Source organism: Aminobacter sp. J41, from assembly GCF_000526635.1.
Taxonomy (GTDB): domain Bacteria; phylum Pseudomonadota; class Alphaproteobacteria; order Rhizobiales; family Rhizobiaceae; genus Aerobium.
Map to the genome: position 1 here is coordinate 16935 of NZ_JAGL01000026.1, position 26533 is coordinate 43467.

21 protein-coding genes and 1 other RNA gene are annotated in these 26533 nt (G+C 64.2%); 6 read left to right on the top strand and 16 right to left on the bottom strand.

Annotated elements, in window-relative coordinates:
* Positions 1 to 1004: 1004 nt before the first annotated feature.
* The 13 genes from L630_RS0115700 to L630_RS0115760 form a co-directional block, all read right to left on the bottom strand.
* The gene (locus L630_RS0115700; protein WP_024849192.1) at positions 1005 to 3167 is read right to left on the bottom strand and encodes a long-chain-fatty-acid--CoA ligase; all 2163 of its coding nucleotides are present in this window, start codon (positions 3165 to 3167) and stop codon (positions 1005 to 1007) included.
* 99 nt (positions 3168 to 3266) lie between these two features.
* On the bottom strand, positions 3267 to 3818 hold the full coding sequence (locus tag L630_RS0115705) for a DUF924 family protein (protein ID WP_024849193.1): 552 nt from the start codon (positions 3816 to 3818) through the stop codon (positions 3267 to 3269).
* A gap of 21 nt (positions 3819 to 3839) precedes the next feature.
* The gene (locus L630_RS0115710) at positions 3840 to 5468 is read right to left on the bottom strand and encodes an ABC transporter ATP-binding protein (protein WP_024849194.1); all 1629 of its coding nucleotides are present in this window, start codon (positions 5466 to 5468) and stop codon (positions 3840 to 3842) included.
* Positions 5468 to 6418 carry an ABC transporter permease gene (locus tag L630_RS0115715; protein ID WP_024849195.1) on the bottom strand — a complete coding sequence of 317 codons (951 nt, stop codon included), beginning with the start codon at positions 6416 to 6418 and terminating at the stop codon, positions 5468 to 5470. The genes L630_RS0115710 and L630_RS0115715 overlap by 1 nt, the downstream gene beginning before the upstream one ends.
* Positions 6419 to 6424: 6 nt before the next feature.
* Positions 6425 to 7402 (bottom strand): ABC transporter permease, encoded by a 978-nt coding sequence (locus L630_RS0115720; protein ID WP_024849196.1) that lies wholly within the window; start codon positions 7400 to 7402, stop codon positions 6425 to 6427.
* 171 nt (positions 7403 to 7573) lie between these two features.
* The gene (locus tag L630_RS0115725; protein WP_024849197.1) at positions 7574 to 9154 is read right to left on the bottom strand and encodes an ABC transporter substrate-binding protein; all 1581 of its coding nucleotides are present in this window, start codon (positions 9152 to 9154) and stop codon (positions 7574 to 7576) included.
* A gap of 331 nt (positions 9155 to 9485) precedes the next feature.
* Positions 9486 to 10436: a glyoxylate/hydroxypyruvate reductase A gene (locus tag L630_RS0115730; protein WP_024849198.1), complete on the bottom strand. Its 951-nt coding sequence runs from the start codon at positions 10434 to 10436 to the stop codon at positions 9486 to 9488.
* A gap of 17 nt (positions 10437 to 10453) precedes the next feature.
* Positions 10454 to 12088 carry an ABC transporter ATP-binding protein gene (locus L630_RS0115735; protein ID WP_024849199.1) on the bottom strand — a complete coding sequence of 545 codons (1635 nt, stop codon included), beginning with the start codon at positions 12086 to 12088 and terminating at the stop codon, positions 10454 to 10456.
* Positions 12085 to 13233 (bottom strand): ABC transporter permease, encoded by a 1149-nt coding sequence (locus L630_RS0115740; protein ID WP_024849200.1) that lies wholly within the window; start codon positions 13231 to 13233, stop codon positions 12085 to 12087. Before L630_RS0115740 ends, L630_RS0115735 begins: the two co-directional genes overlap by 4 nt.
* Positions 13233 to 14327: a microcin C ABC transporter permease YejB gene (locus L630_RS0115745; protein WP_024849201.1), complete on the bottom strand. Its 1095-nt coding sequence runs from the start codon at positions 14325 to 14327 to the stop codon at positions 13233 to 13235. Before L630_RS0115745 ends, L630_RS0115740 begins: the two co-directional genes overlap by 1 nt.
* 71 nt (positions 14328 to 14398) lie before the next feature.
* A complete protein-coding gene (locus L630_RS0115750; protein ID WP_024849202.1) occupies positions 14399 to 16276 on the bottom strand; it encodes an extracellular solute-binding protein in 1878 nt (625 codons plus the stop codon).
* Complete coding sequence (locus tag L630_RS0115755) at positions 16273 to 18102, bottom strand: extracellular solute-binding protein (RefSeq protein WP_245263766.1); 1830 nt, start codon at positions 18100 to 18102, stop codon at positions 16273 to 16275. Before L630_RS0115755 ends, L630_RS0115750 begins: the two co-directional genes overlap by 4 nt.
* Positions 18103 to 18310: 208 nt before the next feature.
* On the bottom strand, positions 18311 to 19066 hold the full coding sequence (locus tag L630_RS0115760; RefSeq protein ID WP_024849204.1) for a cytochrome c family protein: 756 nt from the start codon (positions 19064 to 19066) through the stop codon (positions 18311 to 18313).
* Positions 19067 to 19276: 210 nt separating this feature from the next.
* Here L630_RS0115760 and L630_RS0115765 point away from each other — a divergent pair, with 210 nt between their 5' ends.
* Genes L630_RS0115765 through L630_RS0115775 form a run of 3 tightly spaced genes read left to right on the top strand, consistent with a single transcriptional unit; the run spans position 19277 to position 21794 of the window.
* Complete coding sequence (locus tag L630_RS0115765; protein WP_024849205.1) at positions 19277 to 20008, top strand: 3-deoxy-manno-octulosonate cytidylyltransferase; 732 nt, start codon at positions 19277 to 19279, stop codon at positions 20006 to 20008.
* Complete coding sequence (locus L630_RS0115770) at positions 20008 to 20883, top strand: prephenate dehydratase (RefSeq protein ID WP_024849206.1); 876 nt, start codon at positions 20008 to 20010, stop codon at positions 20881 to 20883. Before L630_RS0115765 ends, L630_RS0115770 begins: the two co-directional genes overlap by 1 nt.
* Positions 20884 to 20885: 2 nt before the next feature.
* Positions 20886 to 21794 (top strand): DMT family transporter, encoded by a 909-nt coding sequence (locus L630_RS0115775; RefSeq protein WP_198019552.1) that lies wholly within the window; start codon positions 20886 to 20888, stop codon positions 21792 to 21794.
* Positions 21795 to 22193: 399 nt separating this feature from the next.
* On the opposite strand, the gene nudC is transcribed toward L630_RS0115775, so the two are convergent.
* A complete protein-coding gene (gene nudC, locus L630_RS0115780) occupies positions 22194 to 23135 on the bottom strand; it encodes an NAD(+) diphosphatase (protein ID WP_024849208.1) in 942 nt (313 codons plus the stop codon).
* 20 nt (positions 23136 to 23155) lie between these two features.
* Positions 23156 to 23578, bottom strand: coding sequence for an HIT family protein (locus L630_RS0115785; RefSeq protein ID WP_024849209.1), 423 nt, complete (start codon positions 23576 to 23578; stop codon positions 23156 to 23158).
* A gap of 123 nt (positions 23579 to 23701) precedes the next feature.
* Here L630_RS0115785 and ffs point away from each other — a divergent pair.
* From ffs to L630_RS21595, 3 genes are all read left to right on the top strand, one after another.
* Positions 23702 to 23799: signal recognition particle sRNA small type (gene ffs / locus L630_RS22530), an RNA gene on the top strand.
* 112 nt (positions 23800 to 23911) lie between these two features.
* Entirely contained in the window at positions 23912 to 25762 is a 1851-nt protein-coding gene (locus L630_RS0115790) for a DNA polymerase III subunit gamma/tau (RefSeq protein WP_024849210.1), read from the top strand.
* Between the two features lie 18 nt (positions 25763 to 25780).
* The gene (locus tag L630_RS21595) at positions 25781 to 26104 is read left to right on the top strand and encodes a YbaB/EbfC family nucleoid-associated protein (RefSeq protein WP_034330566.1); all 324 of its coding nucleotides are present in this window, start codon (positions 25781 to 25783) and stop codon (positions 26102 to 26104) included.
* Between the two features lie 163 nt (positions 26105 to 26267).
* Here the strand turns inward: L630_RS21595 and L630_RS21600 are convergent.
* Positions 26268 to 26533, bottom strand: a 266-nt coding sequence (locus tag L630_RS21600) for a transposase (RefSeq protein WP_034330568.1), incomplete at its 5' end; no start/stop codon positions are given.

A 26533-nucleotide genomic window follows, 5' to 3' on the forward strand; every position in this document is an offset into this window, starting at 1 on the left:
GGGCGGTGAGCTCGGAGAGGGTCTGCTACCCGAGGCGCCATATGCGCGTGCACGCGTAGTGGTCCCCACATTCCTGCACCGCTGCGGGGCTGAAGCGTTCAGGCATGGACCCTCGGGTCAAGCCCGAGGGTGACGAGGTGGGGATGTTGATGCCTGGTGGACGGATGCGCCTCCGCCCCCTCGGATCCTAGCCTCCCAATAGGCGCAGGCTTTTCAATCTTCGTCATCCTCGGCCTTGAGCCGAGGATCCATGCCGGAACGGTGACGTCGTGCTGCGGTGGCGGCTGAGCACAGGATCCGTCTGAAGGTTAACCGGACCGCTGTGTTCCGGATAAGCGCTTCAACGGGTAGCAGCAGTTCTGCACCGCTGCGGGGCTGAAGCGTTCAGGCATGGACCCTCGGGTCAAGCCCGAGGGTGACGAGTTGGGGATGTTGACGCCTGGCCGACAGACGCCCCTCGGCCCCCTTGGTTCTTGGCCTCCCAATAGGCGCAGGCTTCTCAATCTTCGTCATCCTCGGCCTTGAGCCGAGGATCCATGCCGGAACGGTGACCTGCTGCGGTGGCGGCTGAGCACAGGGCTCGTCTGAGGGTGACCCGGACCACGGTGTCGGGATAAGCGCTTCAATCTTGCGCCGAGCAGATCGACGCCGCTTTGCCGCAACCGTGGCTCTCTACGAGCCCCCTCCGGCGCTTCGCGCCACCTCCCCCGCGTTGCAGGGGAGGATCCCCGGCGTGCCGGTGGAGAGGGGTGTGTTTTCCTGAGCAAAGGTTGGGAACGCAGGCGTACAACCTCGACCGCCCAGGATGAGGCGACCCGACAGGACCCGGTTGGCAGGGTTATTGCCGGACTCGAATGAGTGCGCGTCGACGCCGCTTCAAAAGAAATACGCAGGTCCGATGAAGTCCGCGACCCGCGGATCCTCCCCCACTTGTGGGGGAGGGAGACCATGCGAAGCATGGTGGAGGGGGCGCTGGAAAAGCACCGCCTCAGCCTGCCTAAGCGCTACCTCAGCTCCCTGCGCAAGATCTTGCCGACATTCGTCTTCGGCAGCTCGGTGCGGAATTCGACCTTGCGCGGGCGCTTGTAGTTGGTGAGCTTGTCGCGGCAGAAGTCGATGATCTCCTGCTCGGTGAGCGCCGGATCCTTCTTGACGACGAACACCTTCGGCACTTCGCCCGATTTCTCGTCTGGCACGCCGATGGCGGCGACTTCGAGCACGCCGGGGTGCATCGCCACCACTTCCTCGATCTCGTTCGGATAGACGTTGAAGCCCGAGACGAGGATCATGTCCTTCTTGCGGTCGACGATCTTGATGTAGCCGCGCTCGTCCATGAACCCCATGTCGCCGGAGCGGAAGAAGCCGTCGGCGGTGAACACCTTGGCCGTCTCGTCCGGGCGGTTCCAGTAGCCCTGCATTACCTGCGGGCCGCGGATCAGGAGCTCGCCCACCTCGCCGAGCGGCATGTCGTTGCCGTGCTCGTCGCGGATGGCGACCTCGGTCGAGGGCAGCGGCAGGCCGATCGTGCCGGTAAACTCGTCGGCGTCGAAGCGGTTGGCGGTCACCACGGGTGAGGTCTCGGAGAGGCCGTAGCCCTCGGCGATGATGTTGCCGGTCACCTCGCGCCAGCGGTCGGCTACCGGCTTCTGCACCGACATGCCGCCGCCGAAGGTGAGCAGCAGCGACTTGAAGTCGAGCTTGCGGAATTCCTCGTTGTTGAGCAGCGCGTTGAACAGCGTGTTGAGGCCGGGGAAGAAGTTGATCTGATACTTCTTCAGTTCCTTGACGAAGCCGGGAATGTCGCGCGGGTTGGCGATCAGGATGTTGTGGCCGCCGAGCCGCATGCCCATGAACGCGTTCACCGTGAGCGCGTAGATGTGATAGAGCGGCAGCGCGCAGACCAGTGTCAGCTGGCGCGGGCGCGGACGCTTTTGGTAGGCGGTCTCAAGCCACAATTCGGTCTGCAGCACGTTGGCGAGGATGTTGCGATGGAGCAGCGTCGCGCCCTTGGAAACGCCGGTGGTGCCGCCGGTGTACTGCAGGAACGCGACGTCGTCCTGGGTCACTTCGACCTTGCGGAAGCTGCGGGTCTTGCCCTGTTTCAGCGCGTCCTTGAAGCTGATGTAGTCCAGCAGCTGCCAGGCCGGGACCATCTTGCGCACGCGGCGCACGATGAAGTTCACCAGCGGGCCCTTGACCCCCAGCATGTCGCCCATCGAGGCGACGATGATGTGCTTGAGCTTCGTCTTGTCGACCACCGCCTGCAGGGTGGCGGCGAAATTCTCGAGGATGACGATTGCTTCGGCGCCGGAGTCGTTCAGTTGGTGCTCGAGCTCGCGCGGCGTGTAGAGCGGGTTGACGTTGACGACGACATAGCCCGCCCGCAGCGCCGCCATCAGCGCGACCGGGTACTGCAGGATGTTCGGCATCATCAGCGCGATGCGCGCGCCCTTTTCAAGCCCGCGCGACTGCAGGAAGGCGGCAAGGTGTTCCGATGCCTTTTCGAGGTCGGCGTAGCTCAGCTCCTTGCCCATCGAGATGAAGGCGGGGCGGTTGGCATAGGTGCTGCAGGCCTTCAGCATCATGTCGCCGAGCGACTTGTCGGTGATGGTGCCGATCTCCGGCGGCACGATCTCCGGATAGCTCGCCAGCCACGGCTGGGAGGCGGCGGTGAGAACGTCCTCGCTGGCCGTGCGATCGGCCTTCTTCGCGCTGGCCGATTCGCCGTTGGCGGCTGTGGCTTCCTTGGCAGGAGCAGCCTTCGCCTTGCTCTTCGAAGCGGTCTTGGTGGCTGCTTGCTTCTTCGGCGCTTCCGCCTTCTTCGCGGTGGCGGAAGGTTTCCTGGCTTTCGAGGCGGTAACCTTCTTCTCCGCCGCGGGCGCGCTATCGGCTGGGGCCGCAGTCTTGGGCTCCGCAGCCGTCTCGGCCTTCGCCTTCACGGCCTTCTTCGGCGCGGCAGCATCCTTCCTGGCAGCCGTCTTCTTCGGCTTGCTCTCCGCTGCAATCTCGGCTGGAGCAGGTGCGGCAGTCTCGGCAACTTTCGCCTTGGCGGAGGCGGCCCGCTTCGTTGCAGTCTTTGCGGGCGCAGCCTTCTCAGGTGCAGTCTTTTTGCCTTCCGCTGCGGCATCTTTTGCCGCCGCGGGCTTCTTTGCCGGTGTACGTGCCAAATTTTCCTCCCCAGGGCCCAACGTGTTTCCGTGCTTTTCGCACTGGTTCGACGTGGGATTATTTATGGCCATGCGGGCCGCGGGACACAAGTCCTCCCACTACTGTCCGTAACCCGCATGAGACTTCAGAAATTCTTTCTCCGCCTCGGTGTTTTCGCGCGCAAGGATGCGGTTGCGATGCGGGAAGCGGCCGAACTTCGCGATGATGTCGCGGTGCTCGATCGCGTATTTCAGCCCTTCCTCGTTGGGCAGTGAACGGAACAGGTCGACGCAGCGCTCCTGGTCGGCCGCGACCTCGGAATGCATGAACGGCATGTAGAGGAAGCCGCGTGCGTCGTCGTCGAGTTCGATGTCGAACTTGTGGTCGAGAGCGCGCCGCGCGATGGCAAGCGCCAGGTCGTCCGTGCCGAACGCGGCAGGGGTGCTGCGGAACATGTTCCGGGGGAACTGGTCGAACACGATCACGGCCGCGAGCGCGGTTTTCGCGTCGCTGATGTTCTTGGCCTCAAGTTCGACCTTGAGCCGTTCATAGAGCGCCAGGAACCGGTTGCGGATCTTCTCGTCCAGTTCCGTGCCGCCCTCGAACCAATCCTTGCGGGTCAGCTCCTTGAACCAGAAGTCCAGAACGTCCCCGACCCAAGCCTCTGCCATATACAGCTCCCCTAGCGTTGCTTACTCTACCTTCGAAATGTCCGGCACCGCATTGAGCAGCATACGCGTGTAATCTGCCTGCGGGTTGTCGAAAATCGTGTCGACCGGACCCTGTTCCACAAGCACGCCGCTGTGCATGACGCCAACATCGTCGGCCATCTGCCGCACCACGGCGAGGTTGTGGCTAATCAGCAGATAGGTAAGCCCGTACTCGTCTTGAAGGTCTCGCATCAAATCGAGCACCTGCGCCTGCACCGAAACGTCGAGCGCGGAGGTCGGCTCGTCGCAGACGATGAACTCCGGCTGGCTCGACAGCGCGCGGGCAATCGCGATGCGCTGGCGCTGGCCGCCCGAGAATTCGTGCGGGTACTTGCGCATCGAGATCGGGTCGAGGCGCACACGCTGGAGAAGGTCGGCGACCCGGTCCTCGGCTTCGCTGCGGCTCGAGACCAGCTTGAGCGCCCGCATCGGCTCGGCGATGATGTCGCCGACGCGCCAGCGCGGATTGAGGCTGGCGTAGGGATCCTGGAAGATCATCTGCACCATCTGCCGCCGTTCCTGGCTGAGGCCACGGGCGATGTCCTCACCCTGGAGCAGCACGTTGCCGGAGGTCGGCTTGATGAGGCCGACGAGCATGCGCGCGCAGGTCGACTTGCCGGAGCCGGACTCGCCGACGAGGCCGTAGGTCGAACCCTTGCGGATGTCGAAGGACACGTCCCGCACCGCATGCACGACGTTGCGCTTCGAGCCCTTGATCAGGCGGTCGAAGAAGCCGGGCGAGAGGTCGAAGTCGCGCGTGAGGTTCTTCACCTCGACCAGCGGCTTCGGCGACACGGGTACCTCGTGGCGGCGCGTCTCGTCCTTGATCGACGGGATCGCCTTGATGAGGCGGATCGTATAATCCTCCTTCGGGCGCTTGATGATGTCGCCGACCGAGCCGGTCTCGACGATCTTGCCCTTGTTCATCACGATCATGCGCGAGGCGGTCTCGGCGATGACGCCCATGTCGTGCGTGACGAGCATGACGGCCGCGCCGCGGCTCTCGCAGAGTTTCTTCAGCACCTTGATGATCTGCGCCTGCACCGACACGTCGAGGGCCGAGGTCGGTTCGTCGGCGATGATCAGCTCAGGCTCGGCGGCTAGGGCGAGCGCGATGACGACGCGCTGGCGCATACCGCCCGAGAACTGGTGCGGGTAGCTGTCGATGCGCGTTTCGGGGTTAGGAATGCCAGCTTCGGCAAGAAGCTCAATCGCGCGCTGGCGCGCCTGCGCCTCGTTGAGCGGCAGGTGGCGGCGGATCGTCTCGATCAGCTGCTGCCCGATCGTGTAGAGCGGATTGAGCGACGTCAGCGGGTCCTGGAAGACCATGCCGATGCGCTTGCCGCGCAGGCTGCTCATCTCCTCGGGCGGCAGATTGTCGATGCGGCAGCCCTTCAGATAGATCTCGCCCCTGGCGATGCGGCCGGGCGGTTCGATCAGGCCGATGATGGCCGCACCCGTCATCGATTTGCCGGCGCCGGACTCGCCGACAACGCCCAGAATCTCACCCGGCATAATGTCGAACGACACCCCGTCGACGGCCGTGAACAGCCCGCGGCGAAGCGGGAACTCAACCACGAGGTTGCGTACGGAAATGATCGGCTCGGTCATCAGCGCAGCCTCGGATTCAGTGCATCACGGAGCCAGTCGCCGAGAAGGTTCACGGCAAGGGCAAGCAGGACGAGGGTGATGGCGGGGAAGAACAGGATCCACCATTCGCCGGAGAACAGGAACTGCTGGCCGATGCGGATCAACGTTCCGAGGGAAGGCTGGGTTGGCGGAACGCCGACGCCGAGGAACGACAGCGTCGCCTCCTCGATGATGGCGAGCGCAAGGCCAATGGTGGCGATGACCAGCACAGGCGCCATCACGTTCGGCAGCACGTGGCGGACGAGGATGCGCAGCGGATGCACGCCGATCAGCTTGGCGGCCGAGACGTAGTCCTTTTGCCTCTCGACCATGGTCGCGCCGCGCACGGTGCGGGCAAACTGCGCCCAGTTGGCAAGGCCGATCGCGACGATCAGCACCCACACCGCCATGCCTTCCTGCTTGCTCGGGGGGATGATGCCACGGGCTATGCCGAAGATCAGCAGCGCGATCAGGATCGCCGGGAAGGAGAGCTGGATGTCGGCGATGCGCATGATGATCGCGTCGGTGGTGCCGCCGCGATAGCCGGCGAGCAGGCCGAGCGAAATGCCCATCGCCATGGCAAACAGGGTGGCCAGAAAGCCGACGAACAGCGAGATGCGGCTGCCGTAGAGGATGGTCGAGAGAACGTCGCGGCCCTGATGATCGCTGCCGAGCACGAAATAATTGCCCATCATCGATTCAGAGTTGGGCGGGGTGAAGCCGTCCATCAGGTTGAGGCTCGCCGGATTGAACGGGTCGTACGGCGCGATCCAGGGCGCCAGCAGCGCGGCGAGGATCAGGATGAACGTCACGAGTGCCGCAACGATGGTGACGGGAGAGCGCCGGAACGAGAAGAAGACGTCGGAGTCCCAGATACGCTGGAACCGCGTCCGCGGCTTCTGCGCGGCGGTGCTGTTGTTGGTCGAGCTCATGGTTGCTTACCTCCGCCCCGAGCCGATGCGAAGCCGCGGGTCGACGGCGAAATAGAGGATGTCGACGATCAGGTTGATGACGACGAAGACAAAGGCGATGAACATCAGGTAGGCCGCCATCACCGGCACGTCGACGACCTGCACGGAGTTGATGAACAGCGAGCCGACACCCGGCCACTGGAACACGGTCTCGGTGACAATCGAAAAGGCAATGACCGAACCGAGTTGCAGGCCGGTGATGGTGATGACCGGCACCATCGTGTTCTTCAGCGCATGGCCGAAGTTGATCGCCCGGTTGGACAGGCCGCGCGCGCGGGCAAAACGGATGTAGTCCTGCCGCAACACCTCCAGCATCTCGGCGCGAACCAGGCGCATGATAAGGGTGAGCTGGAACAGCGACAGGGTGATCGCCGGAAGGATCAGCGAGCGGATGCCGGTGCTGGTCAGCAGGCCGGTGTCCCAGCTGCCGATCCTGACCACGTCACCGCGCCCGAACGAGGGCAGCCACTGCAATTCGACCGCGAAGACGTAAATCAGGCCGATGCCGATCAGGAAGGTCGGCAGCGACACGCCCACGAGCGACAGGGTCATGATGAGGCCGGCGGCGAAGCTGCGCGGCTTGAGCGCGGTGAAGACGCCAAGGGAGAGGCCGAAGACAAGGGCGATGATTGCCGACGCGAAGGCCAGCTCGATCGTCGCCGGCAGGCGGCTGAGGATCAGTTCGCTGACCGGCTGTTGCAGCCGGTAGGAGATGCCGAACTCGCCCTGCACAGCATTGGCGATGAAGCGGCCGAACTGGACGTAGAAGGGATCGTTCAGGCCGAGCCTTTCACGAAGCTCCTCGAAGTCCTGGAGGCGCGAGTCCTGTCCGAGCAGCGAAGCGACGGGGTCGCCCACATATCGGAACAGCATGAATGCGATCAGCGCGACGACAGCCATCACGACGATGGACTGTGCGAGCCGTCTCAGAATGAAGGCGAGCATGGCTACTTTCCCCGCAGTGGCATCTTCAACGGAATATTCCGGAGGTCGACGCACGGCTGCACGACGAAACCTCGAAGGCCGAGGCAGGAAAGCCGTGAAGCTGGTGTTCGGGTCTTAAACTAATGCAGCCCGCGACGGTTGCTGCCGTCGCGAGCTGCTGATGGGTTACGGTTACTTGTTGACGGTGACTTCGTACATGCGCGGCTGGTTCTCCGGGTGAACCGCCAGCGAGAACTTGTCCTTCATCGCGTAGGCGAGCACCTGGACGTGGATCGGCAGGAGGACGCGGTCTTCCTGAACCTTCTTCCAGATCTCCGCGATGGTGGCGTTACGCTTGTCGAGGTCGATCTCTGTCGCCAGCGACTCGATCTGCTTGTCCAGCTCCGGATTGGTGTAGCCGCTCGGGTTGTAGGCGCCGAAGTGGCCGGCCTTGGTGTGGATCAGGTCGTTGAAGGTGTAGGCCGAGTCGAAGGTCGGGACACCCCAGCCGAGCAGGTAGAAGTCGGTCTCGGAGTTCTGGATCAGCGGCGAGTGCTGGGCAATCGGACGCGATGCCAGCGTCACCTTGATGCCGATCTGGCCGAGCATGCCGACGACGGCCTGGCTGATAGCCTCGTCGTTGACGTAGCGGTTGTTCGGCGTGTCGAGCGTGATCGAGAAGCCATCCGGATAGCCGGCTTCGGCGAGCAGTTCCTTGGCGCGGGCAACGTCAGCCTTTTCCGGATAGGCCGCGAGCTCGGGCGTCCAGCCGTTGACGAAAGGCGGGTTGGCAACGCCGGTCGGGATCGACTGGCCGCGCATCACGACCTTCTGGATCGCGTTGCGGTCAATCGCCAGATGCATCGCCTCGCGTACGCGCGGGTCGTTGATCGGGTTCTTGTCCGTGACGTTCGACGACTTCAGCGGCGCGTCGCCGAAGCGATAGCCGAAGTAGATGAAACGGTTTTCAGGGCCGGTCTCGACGTTGATGCCAGCGGTATTGGCGAGGCGTTCGACGTCCTGCACCGGAACGTCCTGGACAAGGTCGACCTCACCCGAAAGAAGCGCTGCGACGCGGGTCGCGTTGTCGGCGATCGGCAGGTAGATGATCTCGGTGATGTCCGGCTTCTTCTCGGCCCAGTGGTTCGCGTTGATCTTGAGGACCGAACGGACGTCCGGATCGCGGGATTCGAGAATGTACGGGCCGGTGCCGTTGGTGTTGCGGACGGCGTAGTTGTCGTCGGTCGAGCCAGCCTGCTGCACCTCGACCGCGTTGTTCTTCTCCGTCCAGCCCTTGTCCATGATGAAGGTGTTGGTCAGGTTGTTCGGATAGAGCGGCGACGGGCCGGTCATCTTCACCTCGACGGTGTAGTCGTCGACGGCGGTGACGCTCTCGACTGCCGAATGCAGCTGCTTCAGGTTCGACTTCTCGGAGCGGGCGCGGTCGAGCGAGAACACGACGTCCTCGGCAGTGAAGTCGGAACCGTCGTGGAACTTGACGCCTTCGCGGATCTTGAAGACCCAGACCGTCGGGTCGTCTTCCTTCACCTTCCATTCCGTAGCCAGGCGCGGCTGGAGGCTGCCTTCGACGTCACGATCGACGAGGGTCTCGTAGATGTGATGGACGAAAGTGTGGGTGGTACCCTGGTTCTGCGAGTGCGGGTCCAGTGTCAGTGCGTCCGAATTCCGCGCCCAGCGGATCGTTTCGGCCGACGCAGGCATGACTGCCAGGCCGAGGGCGAGTACGCTCGCGGTAATCAGAAGTTTACGCATGATAACTCCCAAGCAATTTGTTCTTTTAGGTTCTCCGCGGCCGGTCTGCGCCAGGCTACGATTGGCAATAGCTTATGGGAGCCCTCCAGGTTTTGGAAGGGTTGTTTATAACCTGTAGTCTCACGACGGCAGATGTGTCGTAAAATGCTGTTTTCAAATGACTTTCGCACGGGCATCTCTGCGTCTGTAATGCCCGTTGCGCGGCGGTGTTTTCGCTGCGTCAACTTCGCTCTGCTGGGCTCAGTAGTCAGGATGACAATAACAGCCGTCGCGTGCGCCGCTTTGATTCAGCGCAACCGCAACTTTTATTGGAGAAGACCTTTGCGCAGGCTCAGTAGCCGGCGGAGATGTCCACGAGGTGGAGCAGGGGCTCGCCGCGCTCGAACCGCGCGATCTGTTCGAGGATCAGCGGTCCGAGGTGGCGCGGGTCGGACGATGCCGCGGCATGTGGCGTGATGAACACGCGCGGATGGTTCCACAGCGCGCTGTTCTCGGGCAGCGGCTCGACCTCGAACACGTCGAGGCTCGCTTCCTTGAGCGTGCCGTCCTCAAGCGCGCGAAGGATGTCGGCTTCCTTCTGCAGCTTGCCGCGCCCGGCGTTGATGAGGGAGGCGCCGCCAAGGGCGTTGTCGCGGCGAAGGCCGCGCAGCAGCTCGTAGTCGATAATGCCTTCGGTGGCCGGCGTATGCGGCAGCAGGACGACGAGGATGTCGGTGGCGGCAAGGAAGTCGCGCAGGCCATCCTGGCCCGCAAAGCAGTTGACGCCCTCGACCGACTTAGGTGTGCGCGTCCAGCCGTTGACGGTGAAGCCGAGGCCAAGCAGCGCCTTAGCCGCGGCACTGCCGAGTTCGCCAAGGCCCATGATGCCGACGCTGACTTCCGCCGTGGTCGGCTGGTTCGGTTCGAACCAGACCTTTTCCGCCTGCTGGGCACGATAGGTTGAGCCCTGCCGGTGATGGTCCATCACCCGCCAGGTGACGTACTCGACCATGTGGCGGGTCAGGTTCTCCTGAACGATGCGCGCGACAGGCACGTCGGGAAGGTCCGGGTCGGTGAGGATATGGTCAACGCCGGCGCCGAGCGAGAAGATCGCCTTCAGGTTCGGAAACTGCTTCAGGCTGCCGTGCGGGTGCTTCCACACCACCGCGTATTCGACGGTGGGGTCGGCTGGGCCGTCCGGCTCGCTGATGACTTCATGGTCGCCCGCAAGCAGGCGCACCCATTGCGAAGGGTCCCATCCCGTGACCGAAACAAGGATGCGGCCGCGCGCAGAACTGCTCATGAAAATCCCCCCGGAAATTACTGGCTGACGACGCCCTCGGGCGCGGTCTTGATGTCGAATGCGGCAGCGATCAGCGCCCTGGTGTAGTCGGTCTGCGGCCGCTCGAAGATCTGCTCGACCGGACCGTGCTCGACCACCTTGCCGTTGCGCATGACGATGACGTGGTTCGACAGGGCGCGCACGACCTTGAGGTCGTGGCTGATGAAGAGATAGGCGAGGCGGTGCTTGGCCTGCAGGTCGCGCAAAAGGTCGACCACCTGCGCCTGCACGCTCATGTCGAGCGCGGAGGTCGGCTCGTCGAGCATGACGAAGCGCGGCTTTAGCACCATGGCGCGGGCGATCGCGATGCGCTGGCGCTGGCCGCCGGAGAACTCGTGCGGGTAGCGGAAGCGGGTCGCCGGGTCGAGGCCGACTTCCTTGAGTACATCCACCACCATCGCGTCGCGTTCGTCACGGCTGAGCTGCGGCTGGTGGATCTTCAGGCCTTCCTCGATGATCTCCGACACCGACATGCGCGGGCTGAGCGAGCCGAACGGGTCCTGGAAGACGATCTGCATCTCGCGGCGCAGCGGCCGCATCTGCTTGAAGGTGTAGCGGTCGATTTCCCTGTCGCCGAGACGGATGTGGCCTTCGGAGGAAATCATGCGGGAAAGCGCGAGGCCGAGCGTCGTCTTGCCCGAGCCGGACTCGCCGACGACGCCGACCGTCTGGCCCGCCTTCACCTCGATGTCGATGCCGTCGACCGCCTTCACGTGATCAACCGTCTTGCGGAAGAATCCCTGCTTGATCGGGAACCAGACCCTGATGTCCTTGCCGGTCAGCACCGTCTCGGCGTTCGGGTCGGGGTTCGGCGCGCGGCCCTTCGGCTCGGCGGCGAGCAGGTGGCGGGTGTATTCGTGCTGCGGGTTGGCAAAGATCTCGCGGGTTGGGCCCGTCTCGACGATCTTGCCCTTCGTCATCACGCAGACCCGGTCGGCGATGCGGCGCACGATGCCGAGGTCGTGGGTGATGAACAGCATCGACATGTTGTTCTTCTTCTTGAGCGAGGCAAGCAGCTCGAGAATCTGCGCCTGCACCGTGACGTCGAGCGCGGTGGTCGGCTCATCGGCGATCAGCAGTTCCGGCTCGTTGGCAAGCGCCATCGCGATCATCACGCGTTGGCGTTGACCGCCTGAAAGCTGGTGCGGATAGGCGGAGAGGCGCTTTTCCGGCTCACGGATGCCGACCTCGTTGAGGAGTTCGAGCGTACGCGCGCGGGCGGCCGCGTCGCCCATGCCGCGATGCAGCTTGAGGATCTCGCCGATCTGCTGCTCGATCGTGTGCAGCGGATTGAGCGAGGTCATCGGCTCCTGGAAGATCATGGTGATCTTGTTGCCGCGCACCTTGCGCAATTCGCGCTCGTTCTTCGCGAGCAGGTCTTCGCCGTTGAAGATGATCTTGCCCGACGGATGGCTCGCGGCAGGGTAGGGCAAGAGCTTCAGCACCGAGAGCGCCGACACCGACTTGCCCGAACCGGATTCGCCGACGAGCGCGACCGTCTCGCCCTTGCCGACGTCGAACGAGATGTGGTCGACGGCAATCGATTCCCTGCCGCCCTGCGTGAAGGCCACGGAAAGGTCGCGGACGGAAAGGAGGGGCTGCTGCTGGCTCATCTGAAGGTCTTCCGCGGGTCGAAGGCGTCGCGCGTGGCTTCGCCGATGAAGATCAGCAGCGACAGCATGATCGACAGCGTCAGGAAGCCGGTGATGCCGAGCCACGGCGCGTTGAGGTTGCGCTGGCCCTGCCGCAAGAGTTCGCCCAGCGAGGCCGAGCCGGGCGGCAGGCCGAAGCCGAGGAAGTCGAGCGAGGTCAGCGTCGTAATCGAGCCATTGAGGATGAACGGCAGGAAGGTCAGCGTTGCCACCATCGCGTTGGGCAAGAGGTGGCGGAACATGATCGTCCGGTTGGATACGCCGAGCGCGCGCGCAGCGTTGACGTATTCGAAGTTGCGGGCGCGCAGGAATTCGGCGCGGACCACGCCGACGAAGGCGACCCACGAGAACAGCAGCATGATGCCGAGCAGGATGAAGAAGCCCGGCGGCAGAACCGCGGCGATGATGAGGATGAGGTAGAGGACCGGGATCGACGACCAGATCTCGATGACGCGCTGGAAGATGAGGTCGGTCCAGCCGCCGAAATAGCCCTGCACCGCGCCGGCCGAAATGCCGATGACGGCCGAGGCAAGCGTCAGGATCAGGCCGAACAGGACGGAGATGCGGAAGCCGTAGATGACGCGGGCGAGCACGTCGCGCGCCTGATCGTCGGTGCCAAGCCAGTTCCAGTTGCCGACGATGCAGTTGGGATCGTCGACGCCTTCATAGTAGCGCTGGCAGCGGGTTTCCTGGTCGTAGAGCCACGACGGCTTCGAGGGCGCGGCTTCCGGAATGTCGTTGTTGACCGTGCGGTAGGAGTAGCGGATCGGCGGCCAGACGGTCCAGCCATTGGCGTCGATCTCCTCCTGGATCACGGGATCGCGGTAGTCGGTGACGGCGAGGAAGCCGCCGAACTTTTCCTCCGGGTAATCGATCAGCACCGGGAACAGGATCTCGCCCTTGTAGGAGGCGATGATCGGCTTGTCGTTGGCGATGAACTCCGCGAACATCGACAGCACGAACAGGACGAGGAAGATCCACAGCGACCAGTATCCGCGCCGGTTCGCCTTAAAATTCTGCCAGCGGCGCTGGTTGAGCGGCGACAGGAACGGCCGCTTGGCGCGGCGGATGTTTTCGACCTCGGTCTTCGCGACGATCTCCGACATCAGACGTCCCTCCGCTCGAAGTCGATCCGGGGGTCGATCCAGGTGTAGATGAGGTCGGAGATCAGGCCAACGACGAGGCCGATCAGCGAGAAGATGTAGAGGGTTGCGAACACCACGGCGTAGTCGCGGTCAAGCACGGAGCGGAAGCCGAGCAGGCCCAGGCCGTCGAGCGAGAAGATGTTCTCGATCAAGAGCGAGCCGGTGAAGAAGGCCGAGATGAAGGCGGCCGGGAAGCCGGCGATGATGAGCAGCATCGCGTTGCGGAACACGTGGCCATAAAGCACCTGGCGCTCGGAAAGGCCCTTGGCGCGGGCGGTGACGACATATTGCTTGCGGATCTCGTCCAGGAACGAGTTCTTGGTCAGCAGCGTCGTCGTCGCGAAGGCCGAGAGCACCATCGCCGTCAGCGGCAGCGTCAGGTGCCAGAAATAGTCGAGGATGCGCTCGGGCCAGGAAAGGTCCCACCAGTTCTCCGAGACGAGGCCGCGCAGCGGGAACCAGTCGAAGAACGATCCGCCCGCAAACAGCACCATCAAGAGGATCGCGAACAGGAAACCGGGGATCGCGTAGCCGACGATGACGATGCCGCTGGTCCACACGTCGAAGGCCGAGCCGTCCTTGACTGCCTTGCGGATGCCGAGCGGGATCGAGATCGCGTAGGAAATCAGCGTGATCCACAGACCGAGCGAGATCGACACAGGCATCTTCTCGAGGATCAGGTCGACCACGGATATGTCGCGGAAATAGCTGTCGCCGAAATCGAAGCGGATGTAGTTCCAGATCATCGTGACGAAGCGCTCGAGCGGCGGCTTGTCGAAGCCGAACTGCTGCTCGAGCTTGGCGATGAAGGCGGGGTCGAGGCCCTGCGCGCCGCGATAGCGGAAGTCGCCCTGTTCGGCCGCGCTGTTGACGGCCATGTCGCCGCCGCCACCGGAGATGCGATCCATCGAGTCGCCGCCTTCGCCGGTGATCCGCGCGATGACCTGCTCGACGGGCCCGCCGGGCGCAAACTGGATGACGATGAACGATACGGCCATGATCCCGAGCAGGGTCGGGATCATCAGCAGAAGTCGGCGTAGAATATAGGCGCCCATCAGGTCGTCGATCCGGCTTCAGATATGGTCATGCAATAGCTACCGTATTGGTATGGCATGGCAAGCTTGCGTCAGCCGCTCATGCCGGTTGCGGCAACGCTTTCGGGGCGGGTCCACCAGGTGTCGAGGACACCGATATCATATTTCGGGCGGATGGCGGGCTTGTCGTAGTAGTCCCAGTAGGCGAGCCAGTGCGAGGCCTTGTGCCACTGGAAGACGAAATAGTGCCCGGCGCGCAGCAGCCGGTCCATCACGCGGTTCGCCACCCTGAACTCTTCCGGGGTCTTCGCGGCGATAACCTTTTCCAGCACCGCGTCGATCGCGGGGCTGGCGATGCCCGCCAGGTTGAACGAGCCCGGCGCGTTGGCGCTGCTCGAGCCGAACAGCTGCTTGATGAAGCGGTGCGGGTAGAGCGGCATCGGGAAACGCGCGACGACGATGTCGAAGTCAAAGTCGCGCCGGCGTAGAGTGAACTGCGAGGCGTCAACCACGCGGTAGGACGCGTCGATACCGACGCTGCGCAGGTTTTTGATGTAGGCGTTGTGGTGCGGCTCGAAGGTGTTGTCATCGTCGAGGAATTCGACCGACAGCCGCTCGCCAGAAGGGAGGAGCAGCCGGTTGCCGTCGAGCTTGCAGCCCGCCTCGGTGAAGAGCTTCATCGCCTCGCGCGCGAGCTCGCGCACCCGGCCCGAACCGTCCGTCTTCGGCGGAACGTAGGGCTCCTCGAACGCTTCCGGCGGGATGGAGTCGCGCAGCGGCTCCATGAGCGCCAGCTCCGCCTCGTCGGGCAGGCCGGAGGCCTTGTGCTCCGTCTTTTCGTAGAACGACGCCGAGCGTTCATACGAATTGTACATCAGGTTCGCGTTGGCCCATTCGAAGTCGAACAGCAGCCCGATCGCCTTGCGCACGCGCGGGTCGGAGAACTTTTCCCGGCGCGTGTTGAGGAACCAGGCCTGCCCGCCCGAGGGCGTTTCGTCCGGGATCTCCTCGCGTTTGACGCGCCCGTCGAGGATGGCCGGGAAGTTGTAATCGTGCGCCCAGCTGCGCGAGGTGAATTCCTCGCGGAACAGGACGTGCCCGGCCTTGAACGCCTCGAAGCTCGCAGTGCGGTCGCGGTAGTATTCGTAGCGGATGCGGTCGAAGTTGAAGCGGCCGACCATCAGCGGATGCCTGGCCGCCCAGTGGTCCGGCACCCGGTCGAACTCGATGTACGAGCCGAAGGCGAAACGGCCGAGCTTGTAGGGGCCGGAGCCAAGAGGCGCTTCGGACAGCGTTGCCTCGAAATCGCGGCCTTCCCACCATTTGGCGGAAAAGATCGGTGCGCCGACGATGCTGAGGATCGTCGACATGTTGCTGTCGGCAAGCACGGTGACGACGACCTTGTCGTCGCCGACGGCTTCAACGGTCTCGATCTGTCGCAGCGACGAAGCGAGGTTCTCGTGTCCCTTGTCGCACAGCGTCGTCAGCGAAAAGACGACGTCCGCCGGCGTGATCGGCGAGCCGTCGTGGAAGTAGGCTTCCGGGTCGAGCTCGAACTGCCAGGTGCGGCGGTCGTCGCTGACCGTCACCGTGCGCGCGACATAGCCATAGGCGCTCGACAGCTCGTCGGAGGTGGATTGCATCAGGCTGGCGAAGGTCAGCTCCATACCGAACGGGCCGTTGCCGCGCAGGACGTAACTGTTGAGCGTGTCGAAGGTGTTGAAGTTCTGGTTGAATCTGATCGCCGCCGCCTGCGGCACGATCCGCCCGCCCTTCGGCGCTTCCGGATTGACGTAGTCGAGATGCCTGAAGTCCGGCGGGTATTTCAGGTCCCCGAACGCCGAGATGCCGTAGAGCGGTGTCTGCGTCCTGATTTCGGCTTCGGCGATGCTCGGCAGCTGCGGCGCGATGACTGCAGCCCCCCCGAGGGCGAGGAAGCTGCGGCGGTGAAGGCCGATCCGCTGCGTCATTTCCCGGCCTCGACTTCGATGCTCTCCTCGATCGCCGCCTCCCGCTGCGGGATCACCCACCACGACATGAGGTCGACGCCGATGTAGCGCGGCTGCTGCTCGGGGATGCCGAACTTGTTCCAGAACGCGAAGCGCATCGTCGGCTGGTAGTACTGCGGGATCGCGTAGTAGTTCCAGAGGAGCACGCGGTCGAGCGCGCGGGTCGCGGCGACCAGCTCCTCGCGGTCCTTGGCGTAGATGATCTTGTCGATCAGCGCGTCGACGACCGGGTTCTTGATGCCGGGGACATTGCGCGAGCCCGGCGAGTCGGCCGCCTTGCTGCTCCAGTAGTCGCGCTGCTCGTTGCCGGGCGATTCGCTCTGCGGGAAGCCGGCGGTGATCGCCTCGAACTCGAAGGCCTGGTAGCGCTGGACGTACTGCGACGTGTCGACGATGCGCAGCGAGGCATCAATGCCGAGACGCCTGAGCGTCTGGATCAGGCCGCCCGCGATGACTTCAGAGGTGGGCGAGCCGCCGAGGAACTCGATCTTGAACTGCTCGCCGGTCTGCTTGTTGACCATGCGGCCGTCCTTGATGGCCCAGCCAGCCTCGTCGAACAGCTTTACCGCCTCGCGCAGATTGTCACGCTCGGCCGTGCGCGAATCGAACACCGGCAGCTTGAACTCCTCGATGAACAGCTCCGGCGGCAGGTCCTTGCGGAACGGCTCGAGGATTTCCAGCTCCTTGCCCTCCGGCAGACCCCGCGATGCGAGCTCGGAATTTTCCCAGTAGCTCGACAGCCGCTTGTTCATGCCGAAGAACTGCAGCCGGTTCTGTTCCTCGAAATTGTAGGCGAGGGTGAGGGCCTTGCGGATGCGGCGGTCCTGAAAGCGCGGCAGGCGCATGTTGAACACGAAGGCCTGCATCTGCTGCACGCCGCCCTGCTGGAACTCGCGCTTGATGACGTCGCCGCGCTCGAAGGCGGGGAACTTGTACTCGACCGCCCAGCGGCGGGTGCTGAGCTCGCGCCGCACGTCCTCGATGCCGCCCTTGGTGAAGGCGACGAAGGCGGCGTTGTCGTCCTGGAAGTAGGTGTAGACCAGCTCGTCGAAATTGTTGCGGCCGATGTTCACCGGGATCTTCTCGCCCCAGTAGTCCTTCACGCGCTCGTAGACGACGCGGTTGCCGGGCGAGAACGACTTGACCTTGTAGGGACCGCTGCCGAGCGGCGGCTCCAGCGTCGGGTTGCGGATGTCGCGCTTCTGACCTTTCGCGTTCTCGCCTTCCCACCAGTGCTTCGGCAGGACGTAGAGGTCGCCCATGATGTGCGGGAGTTCCCGGTTGCCGGTCTGGTCGAAGCGGAACTCGACCTCATGGTCGTTGAGCGCGACCGCTTCCTTCACGTTGGCGAAATAGCCGCTGTATTGCGGGCTGATCTCCTTGAGGACGTTGAGCGACCAGATCACGTCCTCGGCGGTGATCGGCGTGCCGTCATGCCAGCGCGCGTCCTTGCTGAGACGGTAGGTGGCCGAGGAATAGTCGTCCGGGTACTTGAAGGCCTCGGCGATCAGCGCGTGGCTGGTGCCCGCCTCGTCGGGCGACTGCTCCATCAGCGTTTCCCACACCTGGGTGATTCCCGCAGCCGGTGTGCCGCGGATGATGAACGGGTTGAAGCTGTCGAAGGTGCCGAACGCGGTGCTGTTCAGCGTGCCGCCCTTGGGCGCGCCGGGATTGACGTACGGGTAGCGCTCGAAGGGGGCGGTCTCGGCGTTCTCGGCGATGAGCGACGAAGTGGTGCGCCATTCATCTGCGCTGGCGGGGAGGGCTGCCGCAGAAAGCGTTGCCATCGCAGACAGGCCCGCGACCAGGTTACGCCAGCTCAAAATTCCCATCTTCGTCCTCGCGCCTCGGTTTCGGTTCGGGTCGATTCGGGGAGAGTAACCGCTTGCGTGGGGATTGGAACTGCTCCCCCGGTGATTTGCCTCGCCCGGATCAACGATAACAAAAAAGCCGGGCTAAACCCGGCTTTTTCGTGATCCGAAGATTAAATCCGCGTTACTGCGCAGCGGGCTGCTCGGCCGGAGCCTCGGTGGCCGGGGCAGTCTCCGGCGAAGCGGAGGTGCCGTCGTCCTGCGTGTCAGGCTGTGCCGGCGCGGCGTCAGCCGGAGCGGAAGGTGCAGCGTCTGCCGGAGCTTCCTGGGCAGCCGGAGCAGCGTCGGCCGGAGCGGCTTCCTCAGCCGGGGCCGCGTCGCCCGCGCCAACCTCAGGCAGCGGAGCCGGTTCGTCGGCCAGAGTGCGCAGGTATGCGATCAGGTCTGCTTCCTGCTCCGGCTTCTTCACGCCAGCGAACGCCATGGCGGTGCCCGAGACGTAGCTACGCGGAGCCTTCAGGAAGCCCGAGAGGTGCTCGTAGTCCCAGACGACCTGACCGCCCTGCGAGAACTCGCGCATGCCAGCCGAGTAGCTGAAGCCCTCATGCGAGGCGACCGGACGGTTCACGATGCCCCAGAGGTTCGGGCCGACCTTGTTTGCGCCACCCTTTTCCGCGGTGTGGCAGGCCGCGCACGGCTTGAAGACAGCCTGGCCCTTTGCCGGGTCGGCGTTCTGCAGCAGTTCGGCGATCGACGGGCCTTCGGCGGCAGCCTCGCCGCCAGCGCCGGCACCGCCACCTTCCACGACCGCGACTGCGTAACCGGGGGTCTCGGGCGCGTGCGTGGCGAAGATGGTATCGGACGCAAGGCTGACCGAAAACATCACAAACACCACTGCAAGGAACGCGCCGATCAGCTTATTGAGCTCGAACGAATCCATCATCTGCCAAAGGCTCCCTTGATCCGGCCAACTAGGCCCGCCGTGCGTCAATTCAACCTGCGTCCTGCGCGGCCGAAATCCCCCGTGCGGCGGGTGCCGGTGAAAATCGCGCGGAAACTAGGTCTTTTGCTCGTTCCTTGCAACACATATAAGAACGCTTCCCGGTGAGACGTTTTGCCACTTTTCCAGCTGTCGAGCACGTGAATTCCTATGTCAGTCCTTATTCTTATACCGGCGCGCATGGCGTCGACGCGCCTGCCAGGCAAGCCCCTTGCGGACATTGCCGGCCGTCCTATGATTGTTCACGTGGCCGACCGCGCCAGACAGAGCGGTTTGGGGCGCGTCGTCGTCGCCACCGATTCGCCTGAGGTAGCCGATGCTGCCCGAGCTCACGGCCACGAAGCCGTGATGACCGATACGAAGCACCAGTCCGGCTCCGATCGCGTGTTCGAGGCACTTCAGACGCTTGATCCGGAAGGGAAGATCGAATCCATCATCAACCTGCAGGGCGACCTGCCGACGATCGATCCCGCCGTGATCCAGGCAGCTCTTGCGCCGCTCGATGATCCGGCGGTGGACATCGGCACGCTCGGCGTCGAGATCGTTGATGAGGAAGAAAAGACCACGTCGAGCGTGGTGAAGATCGTGGGTTCGCCGGTAAGCTCCACGCGCCTTCGAGCGCTCTACTTTACCCGCGCCACCGCCCCGTGGGGCGAAGGCCCGCTCTACCATCATGTCGGCATCTACGCCTGGCGCCGCGCAGCGCTGGAGCGATTCGTCTCGCTTGGCCAGTCGGTGCTTGAAAAGCGCGAGAGCCTGGAGCAGCTTCGCGCGCTCGAAGCCGGCATGCGTATCGACGCCGAAATCGTCAATTCCGTCCCGCTCGGCGTCGACACGCCACAAGACCTCGAACGCGCCCGCGCTCTTATCGAAGGCCGCTAATCATGATTGCCAAGACCAACAGGATCTCGTTCCAGGGCGAACCCGGTGCCAACTCCGACACCGCCTGCCGCGACATGTTCCCGGACATGGAGCCGCTGCCGTGCCCGTCGTTCGAGGACGCGTTCAACGCGGTGGAGACCGGCAAGGCGGACCTCGCCATGATCCCGATCGAGAACACGCTCGCGGGCCGCGTCGCCGACATCCACTATCTCTTGCCCGAGTCGCGCCTTTTCATCGTCGACGAGTACTTCCTGCCGATCCACTTCCAGCTCATGGTCCTGCCGGGCGTGAAGAAGGAAGGGATCAAGTCGGTCCACAGCCACATCCACGCCCTCGGCCAGTGCCGCAAGGTGATCCGCAAGAACCGCTGGAAGCCGGTCGTCTCGGGTGACACGGCAGGTGCCGCGCGCATCGTCGCCGAAGAAGGCGACCGGTCCCAGGCCGCGCTTGCGCCGCGCCTTGCCGCCTCGCTCTACGGCCTCGACATCATCGAGGAGAACGTCGAGGATGCCGAGAACAACGTCACCCGCTTCGTCGTGCTGTCGAAGGAAAAGCGCTGGGCGCCGCGCACCGACCCGTCCGAACTGATGATGACGACCTTCGTCTTCCGGGTGCACAACATTCCGGCCGCGCTCTACAAGGCGCTCGGCGGCTTTGCCACCAACAGCGTCAACATGACCAAGCTCGAGAGCTATCAGCTCGGCGGCAAGTTCTATTCGACGCAGTTCTACGCCGACATCGAAGGGCATCCGGACGACAAGAACGTCGCCCAGGCCCTCAAGGAGCTCGCCTTCTTCTCCAAGGAAGTGCGCATCCTCGGCGTCTACAAGGCCCACCCGTTCCGCCTGACCCAGGACCAGGATCAGGACGACTGAAATTGCAGGTTCAAGGCCGCAAAGGCATTTTCGCGTTCACGCGCCATGAACTCGCGCTGATCGCCATCACCGTCGTGTGGGGCGGCACGTTCCTCATCGTCCAGAAGGCGATGACAGTGAGCGGGCCGGCATTCTTCGTCGGCATCCGCTTTCTCGCTGCTGGCGCCGTGACCTGCATCCTGTTCCACAAGGGCATGCGCGGCTTTACCCACCGCGAAATCTTTGGCGGCATCGCGATCGGCTTCACGCTGGCGATCGGCTACGGCCTGCAGACCTATGGCCTGCAGACGATCACCAGCAGCCAGTCGGCCTTCCTGACGGCGCTGTACGTTCCGATCGTGCCGCTGTTGCAGTGGCTGGTGCTCGGGCGCCTGCCGCGCCTGATGAGCTGGGTCGGCATCGTCTTAGCCTTTGCAGGCCTCGTGCTTTTATCGGGACCCGATGCCGGAACGATCAGCCTCAGCGTGGGCGAGATTGCGACTATCCTCTGCGCCGTGGCCGTGGCCGCTGAGATCATTCTGATCGGCCGCCTTGCCAATGACGTCGACAGCCGCCGCATCACGGCTGTTCAGCTTCTTTCCGGCGGCGTGTTCTCGCTCATGGCGATGCCGATCACGGGCGAGAGCGTGCCTGACTTCTCCTGGATCTGGCTGATTGCCGCGCTCGGCATGGGCGTTGCGAGCTCGATCATCCAGTTCACGATGAACTGGGCGCAAAAGGAAGTCTCGCCGACCCGCGCGACCGTCATCTATGCGGGCGAGCCGGTCTGGGCAGGCATTTTTGGCCGCATCGCCGGCGAGCGCCTGCCGGGCCTTGCCCTGCTGGGCGCGGCCCTGATCGTGCTTGGCGTCATTGCCAGCGAAATGCAGCCGCCGAAATCGATGCGGAAGAGCGACGGGGAGAAAGCGTAGGGCGCTTGTGCTGCCGGCTCTAGTGATGCTGCGGTTGGGCCCGCCTGCGTCTGTCTCCCGATCTCTCCCGCAGCTCGCTTGTGATGGCGCCTCATGTTGGTCGCGTCTGGCTTCTACGCCGCCCCTTTGCCTTCGAAGTCTCCGCTTAATGAGCCCCCTCCGCCGCCTTCGGCGTCACCTCCCCCGCTTCGCAGGGGAGGATCCGCGGCAGCGCCTAGGTTTGGCGTCACCTTCTCGCCTTCAGCGTTCCGCCCATCCATGCCTGAACCTTCAAGCCGCAGCGGCGGGACAGAACGCGCGCGGCGGTTCCGGGATCCTCCCCTACGAAGTGGGGGAGGGGGACCATGCGAAGCATGGTGGAGGGGGCGGCGTGGAGCGCGGCGTCGATGGGAAAACCTGCTATTCTGCCTCTGCCCAGAAGCGGATGAGGTGGTGCGCGATCGCCGCGCTTGGCGGCAGGCGCAGTTCCTGCGGATGCGTGCCGGCGAGCATCTCTCTGACCTCCGCCCGGTCGAACCAGCGGCAGTCCTCCAGCTCCTTGCCGTCGAAGCTGATGTCGTCGTTGAGCGCCTCCCCGTAGCAGCCGATCATCAGCGAATGCGGGAAGGGCCAGGGCTGACTTGCATGGTAAGCGACGCGGCCGAGGCGGATGCCGGACTCTTCGAGGACCTCGCGGCGCACCGCGTTCTCGATGGTCTCTCCCGGCTCGATGAAGCCGGCGAGTGCGGAATACATGCCGGGCGCAAAGTGCGGGCTGCGGCCGAGCACGCAGCGATCGCCCTTGACCGCCAGCATGATCGCGACCGGGTCGGTGCGCGGAAAATGCTCGGTCTCGCACTGGGTGCAGACGCGCTTGTAGCCGCCGATCCGCATCTCCGTCCTGCCGCCGCAGCGGCCGCAGAACTTGTGGGTGTGATGCCAGATGAGCAACGCCGCGCCCTGCGCCAGTTCGCCGGTCGCTTCGGACGAAAGCAGACCCTGCGTGTAGATCGAGCGGTGGTCGATCGCCTTGATGTTTTCGGGAAGATCGTCGGGCTCGACCGAGCCGGGTGCGACGACGACCGGCCCAAGCTCGGACATGCCGAGCAGCACGGCGTTGTCGAGCTTTGCATTCATCGCCTCTGCCTCGACACGGCTAAAATAGGCGTCAGGCTCGGCGCCGCCGATCTTCACGTAAATGCGGCCGGCACGTGACTGCATGATGCGCACGCGCGGGTCGGCGAGTGCCTGGGAGAGGGATTCCTCGCTGCGGTTTTCGGACTGGCGGTCGATGCGGTTGCCGGCGAAGCCGACGAACTGGCTGGGCTCGCGTTCGGGGCCGGTGAGCGGAGCAAAGGTCATGTTCGTAATTTTCTGCGGTGTCAGGAAAGCGCGGCGCGGATGGTGTCGATGAACCGGTGCAGGTCCTCGCGCCGGTAGGGCTCGCGCTGGCCGTAGCCCCACACCGGGCCCGGCCAGTTGGGATCGTTCTCGTCGCGGGCAACGACGTGGTAGTGCAGCTGCGAGACGACATTGCCGAGCGCGCCGACATTGATCTTGCGGCAGGAGGTGAGGCGCTTCAGCGCCTGGCTCACCGTATTCGCCTCGAAGATCAGCATCGTCTGGTCGAGCGGGGTTAGATCATGGAGCTCGGTGATGCCGGGGCGCTGGGGGACGAGGATCAGCCACGGCCAGCGGCTGTCGTCCATCAGCCTCAGTTCGCACAGGCCGAGCCACAGCACGGGCACAGTGTCGCGCTCCAGGCGCGGGTCGAGTTCGAAAGCGGCCTTCCCGGCACCTATCACGACGTTTCCTCTCCATGTTTTTCCAGTGAAGCTAGATGGCTGCAGCGCGGCCTGCAAGCGAATCGTGAATGGCGGGCAGATCGCCTCTTGCATTCGGCCGGCGAATTGCCGATATGGACGGTGGGAGGTTGGTGGTGGACGAGCCACTCGCCAACCGGGTCAGGTCCGGAAGGAAGCAGCCCTAACGAGCCACGGCACGGGTCACCGTGCCAGCCTCCCACCCTTTTCTTTCCGCCATCCGCCGCATCGGCTGCGGCGTGCGGTTGACGCAGTCGGCTGCCGGCGGCGAAACTCGGGCTTCGCAGCATTCCGCAGGGGAGTTTGGCCGCAGGCATGGCTGACGCAGGAAAAGACGCGACACAGACCGGCGCCTACAGGGTCCTGGCGCGCAAGTACCGTCCCCGCGACTTCAATTCCCTCATCGGCCAGGAGCCGATGGTCCGCACCCTCACCAACGCCTTCAACACCGGCCGCATCGCGCAGGCCTGGATGCTGACGGGCGTGCGCGGTGTCGGCAAGACGACCACGGCACGCATTCTTGCCCGCGCCCTCAACTACAAGACCGACACGGTCGACCGCCCTTCGGTCGACCTTTCGGTGCCGGGCGTCCACTGCGACGCCATCATGGAAGGCCGCCATGTCGACGTGATCGAGATGGACGCGGCCTCGCACACCGGCATCGACGACATCCGCGAGATCATCGAGCAGGTCCGCTACGCGCCGGTATCCGCGCGCTACAAGGTCTACATCATCGACGAGGTCCACATGCTGTCGAACCAGGCCTTCAACGGCCTGTTGAAGACGCTTGAGGAACCGCCGCCGCATGTGAAGTTCATCTTCGCGACCACGGAAATCCGCAAGGTCCCGATCACCATCCTGTCACGCTGCCAGCGCTTTGACTTGCGCCGCATCGATGCCGCGCTGATCAAGCAGCACCTGGCGCATATCGGAGAGCTCGAGGGCGTCGAGGCCGAGGACGAGGCGCTTGCCATGGTCGCGCGCGCCGCCGAAGGCTCGATGCGCGACGCGCAGTCGATTTTCGACCAGGCGATCGCGCATTCGTCGGGCAAGGTGACGGCCGAGACGGTGCGCGACATGCTGGGCCTTGCCGACCGCGCCCGCATCATCGACCTGTTCGAGCTTCTGATGAAGGGCGACGTTGCCGGGGCGCTGACGGAGTTCCGCGCGCAGTATGACGCCGGCGCCGACCCCGCGACCGTGCTGACCGAGATGGCCGAGTTCAACCATCTCGTCACCCGCATCAAGTTCGTGCCGGCTGCGGCCGAGGACGCGGCGCTTTCGCAGGACGAGCGCACGCGCGGCCTCGATTTTTCGAAGCAGCTTTCGGTGCGCGTCCTGTCGCGCACCTGGCAGATGCTGCTCAAGGGTATTTCCGAAGTGCAGACGGCGAACCGCCCGGTCAACGCGGCGGAGATGGTGCTGATCCGCATTGCCCATGCCGCGACGCTGCCGACGCTCGACGAGGCGCTGAAGCAGCTGGAGCAGGGCGGCGGCGTTCCTTCCGGCGGCGGGGTGCCGCGCGGCAATGGCGGAGCGCCGATGGGCGGCGGTGTCACGGCAGCGGCAATTGCCACGCAGACCTTCGCCGCGCCGGTCAATGGCGGCGGCCAGACCATGCGGCTCGTCGCCTCGCAGCCGCAGCCGCAGCCTCAGATCCAGCCGCAAGCCGTGGCGGCGCCGCAGCCCGAGCAGGCGCCGGCCCCCGAGACCGAGCCTGCGGTCAAGATCAACTCGCTGTCCGACCTTGCCAAGCTCGCGGAATCGAACCGCGACATCGCGCTGAAGGTGATGATCAAGCGCTTCCTGCGCCCGGTCTCGATCGAGCCCGGCCGACTGGAGGTAAGCCTGACGCCCGATGCGCCACGCGACCTAGTGCCGAACCTTTCCAACCGTCTCAAGGAATGGACGGGACGGCCGTGGATGGTGACCGTCTCGCGCGAGGCAGGCGGCGCAACGCTCGCCGAGATCGAGGCCGAGCGGCGCGAGCACGCGATGATGGACGCGCGCAACGATCCGGCGGTCGCCGCGATCATGGCGCGCTTCCCCGGCGCCAAGATCGTCAACGTGACCATCCCGAATGCGGGCGAGGACGACGAAGAAGCGGAAGCGACGGCTGATCCGATGCCGGATCCCGGCGTTGACGACGACGATGATGAAATCTGACGTTTTGTGGAGACGAGTATGAAAGACCTCCTCGGCATGATGAGCAAGGCGAAGGAGATGCAGGCCAAGTTCCAGGCCATGCAGGAAGAGATCGCCAACACCGAAGCCACCGGCCTCGCAGGGGGCGGACTCGTTCAGGTCGTGCTTTCCGGCAAGTCGGAGATGCGCTCGCTGAAGATCGACCCGTCGCTGTTCAAGGAAGACGACGTCGAGGTTCTGGAAGACCTGATCCTTGCCGCGCACAACGACGCCCGCTCCAAGGTCGAGGCGATCATGCAGGAAAAGTCGCGCGAGCTGACCGCTGGCCTGCCGATCCCTCCCGGCTTCAAGCTGCCGTTCTAGGAACTTTGCGAATCGGGCCGTTTCAGCTTCGGCCTGATCTGCGGCATTTACGGAAAAAGGCGAGCCTCCGGTTTCGGGGGCTTGTTTGTTTTGACGGTTTCCTGCGCCGGGCTTGCAGCGCCGGCGGGCGGCCGCACGCGTTTAGGCATGGCAACTGTGTTTGTCAGGCGAAGGCTTTGCCGTCCCGGAGCATGGCGTTGAGGACGGTGACGAGCTTTCGGGCGACGGCGATGATGGCGACCTTCTTCGAGCCAGAGCGCTGGGCAATGCCACTGTAGAAGTCCTTGAAGCGCTGGTTTGCCCGGATGGCTCCAAGCGCTGCCATGTAGAGTGCCTTGCGCACCCGCGGCCTTCCGCCAGCAATGGCGCGCCGGCCGCGCTTCTGCCCGCTGTCGGCGTTGAACGGCGCAAGCCCGGCAAGTGCCGCCG

Bases quoted from the DNA above. Each gene is read 5' to 3' on its own strand.
- L630_RS0115705 (WP_024849193.1), bottom strand. From the start codon at position 3,818: ATGGCAGAGGCTTGGGTCGGGGACGTTCTGGACTTCTGGTTCAAGGAG.
- L630_RS0115710 (WP_024849194.1), bottom strand. From the start codon at position 5,468: ATGACCGAGCCGATCATTTCCGTACGCAACCTCGTGGTTGAGTTCCCG.
- L630_RS0115715 (WP_024849195.1), bottom strand. From the start codon at position 6,418: ATGAGCTCGACCAACAACAGCACCGCCGCGCAGAAGCCGCGGACGCGG.
- L630_RS0115720 (WP_024849196.1), bottom strand. From the start codon at position 7,402: ATGCTCGCCTTCATTCTGAGACGGCTCGCACAGTCCATCGTCGTGATG.
- L630_RS0115725 (WP_024849197.1), bottom strand. From the start codon at position 9,154: ATGCGTAAACTTCTGATTACCGCGAGCGTACTCGCCCTCGGCCTGGCA.
- L630_RS0115730 (WP_024849198.1), bottom strand. From the start codon at position 10,436: ATGAGCAGTTCTGCGCGCGGCCGCATCCTTGTTTCGGTCACGGGATGG.
- L630_RS0115735 (WP_024849199.1), bottom strand. From the start codon at position 12,088: ATGAGCCAGCAGCAGCCCCTCCTTTCCGTCCGCGACCTTTCCGTGGCC.
- L630_RS0115740 (WP_024849200.1), bottom strand. From the start codon at position 13,233: ATGTCGGAGATCGTCGCGAAGACCGAGGTCGAAAACATCCGCCGCGCC.
- L630_RS0115745 (WP_024849201.1), bottom strand. From the start codon at position 14,327: ATGGGCGCCTATATTCTACGCCGACTTCTGCTGATGATCCCGACCCTG.
- L630_RS0115750 (WP_024849202.1), bottom strand. From the start codon at position 16,276: ATGACGCAGCGGATCGGCCTTCACCGCCGCAGCTTCCTCGCCCTCGGG.
- L630_RS0115755 (WP_245263766.1), bottom strand. From the start codon at position 18,102: ATGGCAACGCTTTCTGCGGCAGCCCTCCCCGCCAGCGCAGATGAATGG.
- L630_RS0115760 (WP_024849204.1), bottom strand. From the start codon at position 19,066: ATGGATTCGTTCGAGCTCAATAAGCTGATCGGCGCGTTCCTTGCAGTG.
- L630_RS0115765 (WP_024849205.1), top strand. From the start codon at position 19,277: ATGTCAGTCCTTATTCTTATACCGGCGCGCATGGCGTCGACGCGCCTG.
- nudC (WP_024849208.1), bottom strand. From the start codon at position 23,135: ATGACCTTTGCTCCGCTCACCGGCCCCGAACGCGAGCCCAGCCAGTTC.
- L630_RS0115790 (WP_024849210.1), top strand. From the start codon at position 23,912: ATGGCTGACGCAGGAAAAGACGCGACACAGACCGGCGCCTACAGGGTC.
- L630_RS21595 (WP_034330566.1), top strand. From the start codon at position 25,781: ATGAAAGACCTCCTCGGCATGATGAGCAAGGCGAAGGAGATGCAGGCC.